The sequence below is a fragment of the Pseudomonas sp. P4795 genome (assembly GCF_048822895.1).
GTDB lineage: Bacteria > Pseudomonadota > Gammaproteobacteria > Pseudomonadales > Pseudomonadaceae > Aquipseudomonas.
Genome location: NZ_JBMFBT010000006.1, coordinates 396,515 through 412,385, shown reverse-complemented (window position 1 = coordinate 412,385; position 15,871 = coordinate 396,515). Strand labels below are relative to the sequence as shown.

Sequence of the window (15,871 nt, the reverse complement as noted above, 5' to 3'; positions counted from 1 at the left end):
GTCGCCTGCAATCGCCAGCAGGCTGGCCCACAGTGAACCTGGGTACATCCGAAAGCGATTGGTCGGCTATAAGGCCGCCATCGCTGGCAAGTCGAATCGTCGCACCGCAGCTCCCACAGGGTATGAAGGTGCATCAGTGATGCTGAGTGTCACCTGCCGCTGTGTCGATGCTGACCACCACCGACATTCCCGGCCGCAACCGTTCAATCTCCTGCTGATTCGCATCAATCGTAATCCGCACCGGCACCCGCTGAGCAATCTTCACAAAGTTGCCGGTAGCATTATCCGCCTGCAACAGCGCGAACTCCGACCCAGTGCCCGGCGAAATATGCTGCACTCGCCCAGTGAATTTGCGGTGGTTCAAGCCATCGACACTGAAGCGCACCGGTTGCCCGACCCGCACATTGTCCATCTGGGTTTCTTTCATGTTGGCGATCACCCACTTCTGATCCGGCACCAACGCCATCAACTGCGCACCAGAATTGACGTAGGCACCAAGGCGCACGCCGATCTGCCCGAGCTGACCGTCACGCGGCGCGATGATCCGCGTATTCGACAAATCAATCCGCGCCAGTTGCACCGCCGCCTCGGCACTGGCCACCGCAGCTTCCAGAGAACCACGATTGACGATCACCGTTTGCAGATCCTGGCGGGCGATTTCCAGATTGGCCTTGGCCTGCGCCACCGACGCGGCAGTCTGCGCGCTGGCCGCGAGAGTCACGTCAAACTCGCGCTTCGACACCGAGCCATCGCTGACCAACTCCTTGTTACGCCGCAGATCCGCATCACTCTTGCGCGCCTGCGCCTCGCTGTCGGTCAACACCGCTTGACGCAACTTGATAGTCGCTTCGGCGCTATTGCGCTGCTGCACCACATTCGCCAGCGCGGCTTTCTGCACCGCCAGTTGTGCCAGCGATTGGTCGAGGCGCTGCTGATAGATGCGGTCATCCAGGCGCACCAGTAAATCCCCGGCCTTCACAAACTGGAAATCCTGCACCGGCACTTCATAAACATAGCCGGCGAGTTGCGGGCCGATGACCGTGACCTGCCCGCGCACCAAGGCGTTTTCGGTAGTCTCGACCGCGCTGCTGAACGGTGGCAATTGCCACGCGTAAAGCACGATCAGCACACCGACGATGGCAATCGCGGCAAAACCCAACGACGAGATGGTCCGCACCCGCAGCGAGCGCGGTTCAGTATTCGGCGAGGACGGCGGCGCTACGCCTTCGGGGGTGGCGGCAATCGCATTGGTGGTCGTGGTAGTCGGTTCGGTCATGAAGAAATGGCACCGCTGGAAGGTACGGAAGAAGGTGTCGCGGCGACGGCTTTGGTGGTGCTCATCAGCCACAGCGCACGAATGGAAATCCAGATCATGGTCAGCACTGCGATCACCGCGATCAACATGAAGACATCGTTATAGGCCAGCACGTTGGCTTCGCGTGTCGCGGCATTTGAAAGGCTGCGAATGCCCGCCAGATTGCGCAGGCTCGGGTCGGCCAGCAACGAGCCATAGGCCGAGCCGCCGCTCTGCACCCGCGCCGCCACCAATGGATCGGACAACGTGAGATGCTCAACGATGTGGCTGGAATGAAATTTCTCGCGCACGATCTGGAACGTCCCCAGCAGCGCCGCACCGAGCAAGCCACCGAGGTTATTGCAGATCCCGAACAGCACGGAAAAACTCACCAGATTGCGCGGATTGGTCAGCACATTGCGCGTCCCTAGGACCATGGTCGGACCGAGGAAAAACGTGCTGCCGAACGCCAACAGAAACTGGCTGAAATACAGGTTTTGCGGGCGCGTCAGGTTGTTCGAATAACTGTCCATCACCGAACCGGAGGCCATCAGCGCCAGCGAAATGATCAGCGGCAGGAGCAAGTGTTTCGGGTCGATGGTCAGCGCACTGGTCAGCAGCCCGGCGACGCTGCCGATCAGCATCACCACGTACAGACTGTGCAGCTGCTGACTGCTCATATTGAGGTATTGCATGAAGCCGACGGCGCCGGTGGATTGCTCCGAGGTGACCATCCGGATCAGCACCACCGCCAGCGCCAGCCGAATCATCGTGCCGCTGCCGAGCCAGCGGGTCATCAGCATCGGGTTGCTGCGATTATGTTCGATCGCAAGTCCGGCAAAAATCAGCGCGATGGAGCCGGCCAGCGCAACGCCAATCCAGCGTGCTTCCAGCCACCAGTCGATACGCCCCAGCGACAGCACCGCGCAGAGCAAAGCCACGCCGCTGGCGAGAATCGCGAAGGTCAGGAAGTCGAGTTTTTCAAAGGTCTTGAAGCGATCGCCCGGCGGCAGTTTCAGCAGAAACACGCAGCCCAGCGAGATCAGCGCCATGCCCAGCTCGAACAGGTACAAGCCACGCCATTCGGCAATCTGCAACAAGTCCTCAGAAAACAGCCGCGCCATAGGCAACGCCAACTGCGAAGCACCCAGCCCGAGCACCAGCGCCTTCATCCGCCACTTCGCCGGGAACGCTTGCACCATGTAATACAGGCCCAGCGAACTCAGCGCCGCCCCGACCATGCCGTGCGCCGCCCGCACCGCGATGGCCGAACTCAGGTCGTTGACGAACAAATGGCCGAAGGTCACCAGCGCATACAGCACCAGAAACACCTCGGTGAACGCGCGCAAGCCGAACTGCTGGCGAAACTTCACCAGCAACAGGTTCATCGAGACGTTGGTCATCACGTACGCCGCTGGCAGCCAGGCCATTTCGGCAGTGGTCGCCCCCAGCGCGCCTTGCAGGTAGATCAGATTAGCGACCACCAGCGAATTACCGAGGCCACCCGTCAATGCCACCAGCAATCCAACGAGCGCATAGGCGATGCGCTTGGGGTTGGAGTGCAACGGCGTCGAGGGGGAACCGGGCAAGCTGGGCCGCTCGTGGGGCTGCCAGTTGCGCGGGGTGTATTGATCCATTGCCAAGCCTTGTACGAGAGATGGCTGAAGTTTGCCGCAATTTCGCCGGCAACACACATCTGCATAGGCAACAACCGGTCCCACAGGGTTCTGCGTCGGGCTGAGATTTTTCCAACTCAAGTCATCGTATAACTTCCAGTTGACATTCGCGAAAAACCCCGCAAATATCCGCTTCGATGTTGTACGACGACGTATGACAAAAATAAAAATAACAATCGAAAAAGGGAGCGTCACAGTGAGCACACTCGTCTGTAATTCCGTCCGCCCTTCCCGTTCCAGCCTCGCCAATCGTTGCACCTTGAGCCTGATCGGTTGCAGCAGCCTCGCCCTCGCCTTGCCCCTGAACGCCGAAGCCGAAGGCTTTCTCGAAGACAGCAAAGCCACGCTGAACCTGCGCAACGCCTACTTCAACCGCAACTTCACCAACCCGAACAATGCGCAGGGCAAGGCTGAAGAGTGGACGCAAAACTTCATCCTCGACGCCAAATCCGGCTTCACCCAGGGCACCGTCGGCTTCGGCCTGGACCTGCTCGGCATGTACTCGCAGAAACTCGATGGCGGCAAGGGCACTGGCGGCACTCAGCTGTTGCCGATCCATGATGACGGGCGCCCGGCGGACAACTTCGGCCGGCTCGGTGTAGCCCTGAAAGCCAAGGTCTCGAAGACCGAACTGAAGGTCGGCGAATGGATGCCGGTGCTGCCGATCCTGCGCTCCGACGACGGCCGCTCCCTGCCGCAAACCTTTCGCGGCGGTCAGATCACCTCCACCGAAATCAATGGCCTGAGCCTCTACGGCGGGCAGTTTCGCGGCAACAGCCCGCGCAACGACGCGAGCATGGAAGACATGTCGATGAACGGCCGCGGTGCGTTCACTTCGGATCGCTTCAACTTCGGTGGCGGCGAATACAGCTTCAACGAAAAACGCACAATGGTTGGCGTGTGGTACGCCGAACTCAGCGATATCTATCAGCAGCAGTACTTCAACCTCAGCCACAGCCAGCCGCTCGGCGACTGGACGCTGGGCGCCAATCTCGGCTTCTTCACCGGCAAGGAAGACGGCAGCGCCCAGGCTGGCGATCTCGACAACAAAACCGCATTCGCCATGCTCTCGGCCAAATACGGCGGCAACACCTTCTACGTCGGCCTGCAGAAACTCAGCGGCGAAGATGCCTGGATGCGCGTCAACGGCACCAGCGGCGGCACCCTGGCCAACGACAGTTACAACGCCAGTTACGACAACGCCAAAGAGCGCTCGTGGCAAGTACGCCACGACTACAACTTCGTCGCGCTCGGCATCCCCGGCCTGACCATGATGAACCGCTACATCAGCGGCGATAACGTGCACACCGCCGCCACCAGCGACGGCAAGGAATGGGGCCGCGAATCAGAGCTGGCCTACACCGTGCAGAGCGGCGCGCTGAAAAATCTCAACGTCAAATGGCGCAACGCAAGCATCCGCCGCGACTTCAGCACCAATGAGTTTGATGAGAACCGGATCTTCATCAGCTATCCGATTTCGTTGTTGTAACTCATTGAAAGCGTGTTCGATCACAGACCTGTGGCGAGGGAGCTTGCTCCCGCTGGGTGGCGAAGCCGCCCCTGCTTTTTTGTAGAAAAGCCACGACTGCTACGCAGCCGAGCGGGACGGTGCGGCGATCCGACAAGCTCCCTCGCCACAGGGAAATATTCAGCCGAAGGCACGGGAATGGCCCTTCCGTCATTTACACCAAAAGTCGCGTTGACAAGATCCGGAAACCCTACCGATACTTCGACACAGTCATACGACAACCTACAACAAATCCAAAACAACAAGTTCAGGGATTGCCATGACGACCACCCCCACAGATCGAACGCCCTTTAACCGCCTGTTGCTGACCGGTGCCGCCGGCGGACTGGGCAGAGTCCTGCGCGAACGCCTGCGCCCTTACGCCAACGTATTGCGTCTGTCGGACATAGCTCCCCTCGCCCCCGCCATCGATGAGCGCGAAGAAATCGTCGTCTGCGATCTGGCCGACAAAAACGCCGTGCACCAATTGGTCGAAGGCGTGGACGCGATCCTGCACTTTGGCGGCGTCTCGGTGGAGCGGCCGTTCGAAGAGATCCTCGGCGCCAACATCTGCGGCGTGTTTCACATCTACGAAGCGGCGCGTCGCCATGGCGTGAAGCGCGTGATTTTCGCCAGCTCCAACCACGTCATCGGCTTTTATAAGCAGGACGAACAGCTCGACGCCAGCTCCGCGCGCCGGCCGGACGGCTACTACGGTTTGTCCAAGTCCTACGGCGAAGACATGGCCAGTTTCTACTTCGATCGCTACGGCATCGAGACCGTAAGCATCCGCATCGGCTCCTCATTCCCGGAGCCGCAAAACCGTCGAATGATGCACACCTGGCTCAGTTTCGACGACCTCACTCAGCTACTCGAAAAATCGTTGTACACCCCGAATGTCGGCCACACCGTGGTCTACGGCATGTCGGATAACAAGGACGTGTGGTGGGACAACCGCTTCGCCAGCCACCTCGGTTTCGAGGCTCGCGACAGCTCCGAAGTGTTTCGCGAAAAGGTCGAAGCGCAGCCGATGCCGGCCGTCGATGACCCGGCGCGAATCTATCAGGGCGGCGCTTTCGTCGCGGCCGGGCCGTTCGGCGACTGACGCGCTCACTGGTGACTTGATCCCCTCCAATAAAAACCAAGGGAATGAGTATGCAAGCTGAATTGATCGTCGACGCACGCAACGCCGTCGGTGAAAGCCCGGTCTGGGTGCCCGAGGAAAACGCTCTGTACTGGGTGGATATTCCCAACGGCGGTCTGCAACGCTGGAGCGCCGAGACTGGCCACGTCCACGCCTGGAAAGCCCCGGAAATGCTCGCCTGCATCGCCCGTCACAAACGTGGCGGCTGGGTCGCCGGGATGGAGAGCGGTTTCTTTCATCTACAGACGAATAACGATGGCAGCCTCGACAGCGAACTTCTCGCCCGCGTCGAACATGCGCGCGATGATATGCGCCTCAATGACGGACGCTGCGATCGTCAGGGCCGGTTCTGGGCCGGGAGCATGGTGCTGAACATGGGCCTGAATGCGCCCGAGGGTCGGCTGTATCGCTACGGCGCCGGACTCGATGTGATCGAAGCGCAACTCGATGGTTTTATCGTGCCCAATGGCCTCGGATTCAGCCCCGATGGCCGGACCATGTACCTGTCGGATTCACACCCCAATGTGCAACTGATCTGGGCGTTCGATTACGACACTGCGACCGGCACGCCTTCGAACCGCCGGGTGTTCGTCGACATGAATCATTTCCTCGGCCGCCCGGATGGCGCCGCCGTGGATGCCGAAGGTTGCTACTGGATCTGCGCCAATGACGCCGGCCTCGTGCACCGTTTCACCCCCGACGGCCACCTCGATTATTCGCTGCCGGTCCCGGTCAAGAAGCCGACCATGTGCGCCTTCGGCGGCAGCCGGATGGACACCCTGTTCGTCGCCTCGATCCGCCCCGGTGATGACCATGATCCGCAATCGCTGGCCGGCGGCGTGTTCGCCCTGAACCCAGGCGTAAAAGGCCTGCCGGAACCGACTTTCAACGATTCGCTGTAACCGCTTCTGCTGCATTGCTGTGCCTTGAACACAAAAATAACAAGACTGGAGACTCGCCCCATGGACTTCAAACGCACCTTGCTCGCCGCTGCACTTCCGTTCGCCTTCACCTTCGCCAGTGCTGCTCATGCGCTGGAAATGAAGTTCGCCGATATTCATCCCGCCGGATATCCAACCGTGGTCGCTGAACAACGCATGGGCGAAGCGTTGACCAAGGAGACCAATGGCGAACTGACCTTCAAATATTTCCCGGGCGGTGTTCTGGGGTCGGAAAAAGAAGTCATCGAGCAGGCTCAGGTCGGCGCAATTCAGATGACCCGGGTCAGCCTCGGCATCGTCGGTCCGGTGGTGCCGGATGTGAACGTGTTCAACATGCCATTCATTTTCCGCGACCAGGCGCACATGCGCGCAGTCATCGACGGTGAAGTCGGCGACGCGATTCTCGACAAGATCACCAATTCCGAATTCGGCCTGGTGGCACTGGCGTGGATGGACGGCGGCACACGCAACATCTATACGAAAAAACCAGTGCGCAAACTGGAAGACCTCAAGGGCATGAAAATCCGCGTGCAGGGCAACCCGATGTTCATCGACACCATCAACGCCATGGGAGGCAACGGCATCGCCATGGACACCGGCGAGATCTTCAGCGCCCTGCAAACCGGCGTGATCGATGGCGCGGAAAACAACCCGCCGACCCTGCTCGAACACAACCACTTTCAGAACGCCAAGTTCTACAGCCTGACCGGGCACCTGATCCTGCCCGAGCCGATCGTGATGTCGAAAATCACCTGGGAAAAACTCACCCCCGATCAGCAGACGCTGGTGAAGAAAGCCGCCAAGGCTGCGCAAGCTGAGGAACGCACGCTGTGGGATGCCAAGTCGGCCAGCAGCGAAGAAAAACTCAAGGCTGCCGGGGTCGAGTTCATCACCGTCGACAAGAAACCCTTCTACGAGGCCACCGCAGCGGTCCGCGAGAAATACGGCGCGCCTTATGCCGACCTGATCAAGCGCATCGAAGCCGTGCAGTAACCCGCCCTCCCCTCAAGCAAAGGCCCGGCACCGCTGGCGTTGACTGACGCCCGTGAGTGCCCGGTTACGGTGGACCCCAATGAAGAATTTGCTGTTGCGCTTCAACGACAAGCTGTACATGACCTGCATCTGGGTCGCCGGCCTGTCGGTGTTGGCCATTTCCCTGATGATCCCGTGGGGCGTGTTCGCCCGCTACGTGCTTGGCACCGGTTCGAGCTGGCCGGAGCCTACTGCAATCCTGCTGATGATGGTGTTTACCTTCATCGGCGCCGCCGCCAGTTACCGCGCCGGCGCGCACATGGCGGTGGCGATGCTCACCGACCGCATGCCGCCGAATCTGCGCAAAACCATGAGCATTGTTTCGCAACTGCTGATGGCGACCATCTGCCTGTTCATGACCATCTGGGGCGCCAAGCTGTGCATGTCGACCTGGAACCAATTCATGAGCGCCCTGCCCACCCTGCGCGTCGGCGTTACCTACATGCCGATCCCGATTGGCGGCGCACTGACGCTGGTGTTCGTGCTGGAAAAACTCTTGCTCGGTGACCAGAGCAATCGGCGGGTCGTGCGTTTCGACCTGGTTGAAGAAAGTGAAGGTGCCGCGTAAATGGACGCTCTGATTCTGCTGGGCAGTTTTATCGCATTGATCCTGATCGGCATGCCGGTCGCCTACGCCCTCGGTCTGTCGGCGCTGATCGGCGCGTGGTGGATCGATATTCCGTTTCAGGCGCTGATGATTCAGGTGGCGGGCGGGGTGAACAAGTTTTCGCTGCTGGCGATCCCGTTCTTCGTGCTGGCCGGGGCGATCATGGCCGAAGGCGGCATGTCGCGGCGGCTGGTGGCGTTCGCCGGGGTGCTGGTGGGATTTGTGCGTGGAGGGCTGTCGTTGGTCAACATCATGGCCTCGACATTTTTCGGTGCGATCTCCGGTTCATCGGTGGCGGACACCGCGTCGGTCGGCTCGGTGCTGATCCCGGAAATGGAGCGCAAGGGCTACCCGCGCGACTTCTCCACCGCCGTGACCGTCAGCGGTTCGGTGCAAGCATTGCTGACGCCGCCAAGCCACAACTCAGTGCTCTACTCGCTGGCGGCTGGCGGCACGGTTTCCATTGCTTCGCTGTTCATGGCCGGCGTGGTTCCGGGCCTGCTGATGAGCGCGTGCCTGATGGTGCTGTGCCTGATCTTCGCGCGTAAACGCAACTACCCCAAAGGCGAAGTCATCCCGATGCGTCAGGCGCTGAAAATCTGCGGCGAAGCGCTGTGGGGCCTGATGGCGATGGTGATCATTCTCGGCGGCATTCTTTCGGGGATCTTCACCGCCACCGAGTCGGCGGCCATCGCTGTGCTGTGGTCGTTCTTCGTGACGATGTTCATCTATCGCGACTACAAATGGAGTGAACTGCCGAAGCTGATGCATCGCACGGTGCGCACCATTTCCATCGTGATGATCCTGATCGGTTTCGCCGCGAGCTTCGGCTACATCATGACGCTGATGCAGATCCCGGCGAAGATCACCACGATGTTCCTGACCCTGTCGGACAACCGCTACGTGATCCTGATGTGCATCAACGTCATGCTGCTGTTGCTCGGCACAGTGATGGACATGGCGCCGCTGATCCTGATCCTTACGCCAATCCTGATGCCGGTGATCCTCGGCATCGGCGTCGACCCGGTGCAGTTCGGCATGATCATGCTGGTCAACCTCGGGATCGGATTGATAACGCCACCGGTGGGTGCGGTGTTGTTCGTCGGTTCGGCGGTGGGCAAGGTCAGTATTGAAAGCACCGTGAAGGCTTTGCTGCCGTTCTACGCGGTGCTGTTTCTGGTGCTGATGCTGGTGACGTACGTGCCGGCGCTGTCGCTGTGGTTGCCGCACCTGGTGCTCTAACCCCATCTCTGTGGCGAGGGAGCTTGCTCCCGCTCGGGCGCGCAGCGGCCGCTCTTTTAAAAAAGGGCCTGCTGCGCAGTCCAGCGGGAGCAAGCTCCCTCGCCACAGGGGTTGCTTCAAGCTCGAAATAGCATGTACCCCGCCACCACCAGACACACACTGGCAAACCCCACCTGCAACGCCCGCGCCGGCACCCGCGCGCACAGCTTTCTGCCGATGATCATCCCGACAATGCTCGCGACGATAAACGCCACCCCGAGTCGATCAATCCGCACCCCGGCATGGAACGCGCCGATCACCCCGATCGCCGAAATCAGACTAATCACCATCAACGACGTGGCGACAATCCCGCGCATCTGCACGTCGGTCAGTTGCTTGAACGCCGGCACGATCAGAAAGCCTCCGCCAACTCCGAGCAGGCCCGAGACCACGCCGGTCACCGCGCCTAACGCTGCTAAAGTCGCGGTGCATTTGGCGGTCCAGTCGAAGCGCCCGGTTTCTTCATCAAGCATGCAGTTCTTCTGGCCCCAACTGGCATGGCCATGGTCACTTGGCCCCGGGGCCTGACGTTCGCGCCGCAACATACGCCAGGCAACCATCACCATCAGCAGGCTGAACAGAATCATCAGGATTTTTTCCGGCAACTGATGGGCGAAGTAGATGCCCAGCGGTGAAAACACCGCGCCGAGTCCCGCTATCAACAGCGCCGCCCGATAGCGCACCAGACCATGACGCAAACCATCGATAGCGCCGACCGCCGCCGCACTGCCCACCGCAAACAACGCCACTGGCGCCGCTTGCGTCATGCTCCAGCCAAGTCCCAGCACCAGCGCCGGCACCGCCAGAATGCCGCCACCGGCCCCGGTCAACCCGAGGAGCAATCCCATCAACACGCCAAACAGACTTGCCAGCAACATAGGATTTTCTCAATCAACCCTGGACACACGCGTCAGCCACTCGCGACCCTTGAGCATGCCGTTCCAGTAGAACCACGGCAGCAACGTTGCCTTCAGCCACCACGCCGAACGGCGCGGCACAGTCGGGTCGAGAGGAAAGGTCGGCAGCAGTTTGCCGCCATAGCCGAACTCGGCGAGGATCACCTTGCCCTTCTCCACCGTCAGCGGGCAGGAACCGTAACCGTCGTATTTCAGCGGCAGCGGTCGTTGCTTGCGCAAGGCCAGCAGATTTTCAGCGACCACCACGATTTGCTTGCGCACCGCGGCGGCGGTTTTAGCGTTGCTGGTGCCGCAGATATCCCCTAGGGCGAAGACGTCCGGATAACGCGGATGTTGCAGGCTGTGCGGATCGACTTCGCACCAACCCGCAGCGTCGGCCAGCGGACTGTTTGCGATGAAATCCGGCGACACTTGCGGCGGCACGACGTGCAACAGATCAAAGGTTTTCGCCTGGCGCGTGACATTCCCATCAGCGTCCTTGACGTCAAACCATGCGGTTTGGGCCGGGCCGTCGACCTTGACCAGATTGGCGTTGAACGCCAGTCGTGCGTTGTACTTCTCGATGTACTTCATCAGCGGCGGCACAAACGTCGCCACGCCGAACAACGCAGCGCCGGCCAGGTTGAATTCCACATCGATGTTGTTCAGCGCAGCGCTTTTTCGCCAGTGATCGCAGGACAGGTACAACGCCTTCTGCGGCGCGCCGGCGCATTTGATCGGCATCGCGGGCTGAGTGAACAGCGCCTTGCCGGACTTGAGTTTTTGAACCTGTTCCCAGGTGTAGTCAGCGTGCTGAAAACTGTAATTGGAGGTCACGCCGTGCTGGCCGAGGCTTTCCTGCAAGCCTTCGATTTTCTCCCAGGCGAGACGCAGGCCGGGGCAGACGATCAGGTTTTGATAACTGACGCTGCGTTGGTCATCGAGGGTCAGCAGGCGCTGGTTCGGGTCGATGCCGGTGACAGACGCTTGCAGCCATTTGGCCTGACGTGGCATCACCGAGCCCATGGGGCGTACGGTGTCTTTCACCTTGTAAGCACCGCCACCGACCAGCGTCCACGCCGGCTGATAGTAATGCTCGGCACTTGGCTCGATCACAGTGATCTTCAGATGTGGTTCGCGCTTGAGCAGACTGGCGACGAAACCGATGCCGGCAGTGCCGCCGCCGATGACCACGATGTCCGCACTGATGGATGGGCCCCAGTGTTGATCGTTCATTGCTTGTTCCTTTTGCTGCACGCAAGGGATGCCGGGTCAGTTACGCCCAGCTTTTGAGCACGGCCCCGCAGTAGAGCCCGGAGAGGGTTTTCATCACCTGGATCACTTCGTGACTGGCCAGACCGTAAAATATGTACTTGCCTTCCCGACGGGTCGCGACCAGTCCTTCATCGCGCAATATGCCCAGTTGCTGGGACAGGGTCGGCTGGCGCACGCCGGTCATTTTCTCCAGTTCGCCGACATTGCGTTCGCCCTGAGTCAACTGACACAGGATCAGCAACCGATCCTCATTGGCCAGCGCTTTGAGCAGCGAGCAGGCCTTGGAGGCCGACGCACGCAGTTGGGCGACTTCACATTCGGTCAGACTGGATTGCATTTGCACGATGCCTTCAACGTCACTTAAGCTGCGGACATTATGTGTAAACATAAAGTGTTGCAACCCTGACTGACTTTTCGCCCTCCTTGCACAGGTTCATGTCCATGCCCGCGTTGATTGAAGCCTTCCTCGACCCCGCCTCCTCGACCTACAGCTACGTGGTCTACGAAGCTGATGGCGGGCAATGCGCAATCGTCGACCCGGTGCTCGATTACGACGGCGCGGCCGGCCGCACCTGCACTGCGCAGGCCGACCAAATCATCGCCTTCGTCCGCGAGCATCAGTTGCAGGTGCAATGGCTGCTGGAAACCCATGCCCACGCCGATCACCTGTCAGCAGCCCCTTATCTGCGCCGCGAGCTGGGCGGCAAGATCGCTATCGGCGAATCGATCAGCAAAGTGCAGAACGTATTCAAGGCGCTGTTTAATCTGGAGCCGGAATTTTGCGTCGATGGTTCGCAATTCGATCACCTGTTCGCGCCTGACGAGTCGTTTCTGATCGGCAACCTCAAGGCCACCGCGCTGCACGTCCCCGGCCACACGCCGGCGGACATGGCTTACTTGATCGACGGCGAACAGATTCTGGTGGGCGACACCCTGTTCATGCCCGATGTAGGCACCGCCCGCTGCGACTTCCCCGGTGGCAACGCGCATCAGTTGTTCAACTCGATCCGCAAACTGCTGGCGTTCCCGGCTGGCGTGAAGCTTTACGTTTGTCACGACTACCCGCCCGACAGTCGTCAGGCGCAATGTCAGACCACGGTCGGCGAGCAACGCAAAAGCAACATCCATGTGCATGACGGCATCGATGAAGCGACGTTCGTTGAAATGCGCACCCGACGCGATGCCGGGTTGGGCATGCCTACCCTGTTGCTGCCGGCGATTCAGGTGAATGTTCGGGCGGGGAATCTTCCGCCCGCTGAGGAAAATGGCGTGGTGTATCTGAAGATCCCCATCAATTCAGTGTAAGAAAAAAACATCGCCGTTATTGCGGCTGATGCTTTTCTTACACCTCGCGTCGAATGCCATGAACTGTTCGCAGTTTCAGCCAACAGGCAGACTTCATTGGGCAATCAACCACTGGAGATTTGGCAATATGGATATTCGCCGTAACCACCGTGATATGACGCTTGAGCAGAAACGCGCTTTCGTAAATGCCGTTCTGATCCTGAAAAACCACACCCCCAGCGTACTGCGTCCTGGCCAGCAGAATCGCTACGATGACTTTGTGCAGATTCACAAAAATTCCATGGGGCGAGGCAACCCGATCTTTCCCAACCCGCACCGCACTCCCCTGTTTTTCCCTTGGCATCGCATTCTGATTCGCCAGTTTGAACTGGAACTTCAAGCCGCGGCCGACAACCCGAGCATCACCCTGCCTTACTGGAACTGGAGCATGAGCGGGTCAGACGATCCGTTCACCGATGACTTCATGGGCAGAGATGGCGACCCCGCACAAAACCAGCGAGTGACCTTTGGCCAGTTTGCCTTCGAGCAGCGTTTATTTGGAATAAAGGTTTGGGATGGCGAACCGGGAGATGCGGGCCTGCGCCGGAATTTCGGCGCGGATGGCCCGCCACTGCCATCGGCACAAGATGTCGAGTCGGTCCGGGAATTGACACCCTACTGGTCCGTACCGAACGGCTGGGAGAACCTTACAGAATTGATGCACAACGTCGTGCATAGCTGGGTGGGCGGCAATATGGGTGAAGCCTCTTCACCAAACGACCCGGTTTTCTTCTTGCACCACTGCTATCTCGACTATTTGTGGGAGCGTTGGAAACGCAGACATCCGACGGAGCCAGTCATCAACTTTCCCGAAAACGCGCCGCATGGAATGCTTGGCTCAACGCTGATTTTCAACCCAGACAATGAGCCTGCGCCCTGGCTGCAGCCTTTTACGGTCGAGGAGACACTCAGCACTGCCAATCTGGATTACGGCTATGACGACCTCTGACCGAACCCGGACATTCAGCTCCCGAGAATCAGACCATTAGCCGGTAACGGCAATGCAGTCTTGTAGCGCACCTGCTTGAGCGCAAAGCTTGAACGGATGTTCGCCACACCGGGAACTTTGGTCAGAAAGTCCATCATGAAGCGTTCCAGTGACTGAATGGTCGGCACCAGCACCCGGATGAGGTAATCCGGGTCGCCGGCCATCAAGTAACACTCCATGACTTCCGGGCGATCGGAGATGGCTTCCTCAAAATGCTGCAAGGCTTCTTCCACCTGTTTTTCCAGGCTGACGTGGATGAACACGTTGACATGCAGCCCGAGCAGATCGGCATCCAGCAGGGTCACTTGCTCGCGGATCAGGCCGAGTTCTTCCATGGCTTTGACCCGATTGAAGCACGGCGTTGGCGACAGATTCACCGATCGGGCGAGGTCGGCGTTGGTGATGCGCGCGTTCTCCTGGAGGCTGTTGAGAATGCCGATATCGGTACGGTCCAGTTTGCGCATGAGACAAAACCACCTGTTTTTTATGTTTATGCAGAATTTCTATCTGCAAATCGTCTCCAGTGCAACGAAACAGAGAGAAATATTCTTCTTGCCCGCGCCTATGATTGTTGTAGGACAAGATTTCTCCTACAAGAGAATGACTGCCAGCTCACTACAAGAAATTCACAAGATCGAGCGTAGAAGCCATGACCCAAGCGTATGAACCGCTGCGTCTGCACGTTCCCGAACCATCGGGCCGTCCAGGCTGCAAAACCGACTTCTCCTACCTGCATCTGACCGATGCCGGCACGGTGCGCAAACCTCCAATCGACGTTGAACCGGCTGATACCGCCGACCTCGCTCGTGGTCTGATCCGCGTGCTCGACGACCAGGGCAACGCTCTCGGCCCATGGGCTGAAAATGTGCCGGTCGAGATCCTGCGCAAAGGCATGCGCGCCATGCTCAAGACGCGCATCTACGACAACCGCATGGTGGTCGCCCAGCGTCAGAAAAAAATGTCGTTCTATATGCAGAGCCTCGGCGAAGAAGCCATTGGCAGCGCTCAGGCGCTGGCGCTGAACGTCGACGACATGTGCTTTCCGACCTACCGCCAGCAAAGCATTCTGATGGCCCGCGACGTGCCGCTGGTCGACCTGATCTGCCAGTTACTGTCCAACGAGCGCGACCCGCTCAAGGGCCGTCAGTTGCCGATCATGTACTCGGTCAAGGACTACGGTTTCTTCACCATTTCCGGCAACCTCGCCACCCAATTCATTCAGGGCGTGGGCTGGGGCATGGCCTCGGCGATCAAGGGCGACACCAAAATCGCCTCAGCCTGGATCGGCGACGGCGCCACCGCCGAATCGGACTTCCACACCGCCCTGACTTTTGCCCACGTTTACCGCGCGCCGGTGATCCTCAACGTGGTCAACAACCAGTGGGCAATTTCGACCTTCCAGGCCATCGCCGGTGGTGAAGCCACCACTTTCGCCGGACGCGGCGTTGGTTGCGGTATCGCGTCCTTGCGCGTTGATGGCAACGATTTCGTCGCGGTCTACGCCGCCTCGGCCTGGGCTGCCGAACGCGCCCGCCGTAACCTCGGCCCGACCATGATCGAATGGGTCACCTACCGCGCCGGCCCGCACTCGACTTCCGACGATCCATCGAAATATCGTCCTGCCGATGATTGGAGCCACTTCCCGCTGGGCGACCCGATTGCCCGTCTCAAGCAGCACTTGATCAAGCAAGGCCACTGGTCGGAAGAAGAACACACTGCCGTCAGCGCCGAACTTGAAGCCGAAGTGATTGCCGCCCAAAAACAGGCCGAACAGTACGGCACCCTCGCCGGCGGCCAGATCCCGAGCGCGGCGACCATGTTCGAAGACGTCTACAAAGAGATGCCGGAGCATTTGAAGCGCCAGCGTCAGCAGTTGGGGGTCTGAG

Annotated in this window: 15 protein-coding genes; 9 read left to right on the top strand and 6 right to left on the bottom strand. The window is 59.6% G+C overall.

Annotated features, from left to right (window positions below):
- Positions 1-133 precede the first annotated feature (133 nt).
- Together ACOI8A_RS19940 and ACOI8A_RS19935 are read right to left on the bottom strand one after the other, a co-directional pair.
- Positions 134-1,276, bottom strand: a complete 1,143-nt coding sequence (locus tag ACOI8A_RS19940) for an HlyD family secretion protein (protein WP_420657804.1) — start codon at positions 1,274-1,276, stop codon at positions 134-136.
- Positions 1,273-2,931, bottom strand: a complete 1,659-nt coding sequence (locus tag ACOI8A_RS19935; RefSeq protein WP_420648876.1) for an MFS transporter — start codon at positions 2,929-2,931, stop codon at positions 1,273-1,275. The genes ACOI8A_RS19940 and ACOI8A_RS19935 overlap by 4 nt, the downstream gene beginning before the upstream one ends.
- A 235-nt stretch (positions 2,932-3,166) precedes the next feature.
- On the opposite strand from ACOI8A_RS19935, the gene ACOI8A_RS19930 reads away from it, so the two are divergent.
- The 6 genes from ACOI8A_RS19930 (at position 3,167) to ACOI8A_RS19905 (ending at position 9,443) form a co-directional block, all read left to right on the top strand.
- Positions 3,167-4,459 carry an OprD family porin gene (locus ACOI8A_RS19930; RefSeq protein ID WP_420648877.1) on the top strand — a complete coding sequence of 431 codons (1,293 nt, stop codon included), beginning with the start codon at positions 3,167-3,169 and terminating at the stop codon, positions 4,457-4,459.
- A gap of 298 nt (positions 4,460-4,757) precedes the next feature.
- Positions 4,758-5,582, top strand: coding sequence for an NAD-dependent epimerase/dehydratase family protein (locus ACOI8A_RS19925; protein WP_420648878.1), 825 nt, complete (start codon positions 4,758-4,760; stop codon positions 5,580-5,582).
- Positions 5,583-5,632: 50 nt separating this feature from the next.
- Entirely contained in the window at positions 5,633-6,523 is an 891-nt protein-coding gene (locus ACOI8A_RS19920) for an SMP-30/gluconolactonase/LRE family protein (protein WP_420648879.1), read from the top strand.
- A 60-nt stretch (positions 6,524-6,583) separates the two neighbouring features.
- Positions 6,584-7,555, top strand: coding sequence for a TRAP transporter substrate-binding protein (locus ACOI8A_RS19915; RefSeq protein ID WP_420648880.1), 972 nt, complete (start codon positions 6,584-6,586; stop codon positions 7,553-7,555).
- Between the two features lie 79 nt (positions 7,556-7,634).
- Positions 7,635-8,162: a TRAP transporter small permease gene (locus tag ACOI8A_RS19910; protein ID WP_420648881.1), complete on the top strand. Its 528-nt coding sequence runs from the start codon at positions 7,635-7,637 to the stop codon at positions 8,160-8,162.
- Entirely contained in the window at positions 8,163-9,443 is a 1,281-nt protein-coding gene (locus ACOI8A_RS19905; RefSeq protein WP_420648882.1) for a TRAP transporter large permease, read from the top strand.
- Positions 9,444-9,559: 116 nt separating this feature from the next.
- Here ACOI8A_RS19905 and ACOI8A_RS19900 read toward each other — a convergent pair whose 3' ends face one another.
- The 3 genes from ACOI8A_RS19900 to ACOI8A_RS19890 are packed head-to-tail and all read right to left on the bottom strand — an operon-like array spanning position 9,560 to position 11,990.
- Positions 9,560-10,360, bottom strand: a complete 801-nt coding sequence (locus ACOI8A_RS19900) for a sulfite exporter TauE/SafE family protein (RefSeq protein WP_420648883.1) — start codon at positions 10,358-10,360, stop codon at positions 9,560-9,562.
- A 9-nt stretch (positions 10,361-10,369) separates the two neighbouring features.
- The gene (locus tag ACOI8A_RS19895; RefSeq protein ID WP_420648884.1) at positions 10,370-11,614 is read right to left on the bottom strand and encodes an FAD-dependent oxidoreductase; all 1,245 of its coding nucleotides are present in this window, start codon (positions 11,612-11,614) and stop codon (positions 10,370-10,372) included.
- Positions 11,615-11,654: 40 nt separating this feature from the next.
- Complete coding sequence (locus tag ACOI8A_RS19890; protein WP_420648885.1) at positions 11,655-11,990, bottom strand: ArsR/SmtB family transcription factor; 336 nt, start codon at positions 11,988-11,990, stop codon at positions 11,655-11,657.
- A gap of 104 nt (positions 11,991-12,094) precedes the next feature.
- On the opposite strand from ACOI8A_RS19890, the gene ACOI8A_RS19885 reads away from it, so the two are divergent.
- Together ACOI8A_RS19885 and ACOI8A_RS19880 are read left to right on the top strand one after the other, a co-directional pair.
- Positions 12,095-12,958, top strand: a complete 864-nt coding sequence (locus tag ACOI8A_RS19885) for an MBL fold metallo-hydrolase (RefSeq protein WP_420648886.1) — start codon at positions 12,095-12,097, stop codon at positions 12,956-12,958.
- A gap of 127 nt (positions 12,959-13,085) precedes the next feature.
- Entirely contained in the window at positions 13,086-13,946 is an 861-nt protein-coding gene (locus tag ACOI8A_RS19880; protein WP_420648887.1) for a tyrosinase family protein, read from the top strand.
- 14 nt (positions 13,947-13,960) lie between these two features.
- Here the strand turns inward: ACOI8A_RS19880 and bkdR are convergent, their stop codons facing one another.
- Positions 13,961-14,449, bottom strand: a complete 489-nt coding sequence (gene bkdR / locus ACOI8A_RS19875; RefSeq protein ID WP_420648888.1) for a Bkd operon transcriptional regulator BkdR — start codon at positions 14,447-14,449, stop codon at positions 13,961-13,963.
- A 185-nt stretch (positions 14,450-14,634) separates the two neighbouring features.
- Here bkdR and ACOI8A_RS19870 point away from each other — a divergent pair, with 185 nt between their 5' ends.
- Positions 14,635-15,870, top strand: a complete 1,236-nt coding sequence (locus ACOI8A_RS19870) for a 3-methyl-2-oxobutanoate dehydrogenase (2-methylpropanoyl-transferring) subunit alpha (RefSeq protein ID WP_420648889.1) — start codon at positions 14,635-14,637, stop codon at positions 15,868-15,870.
- Position 15,871: the final 1 nt, after the last annotated feature.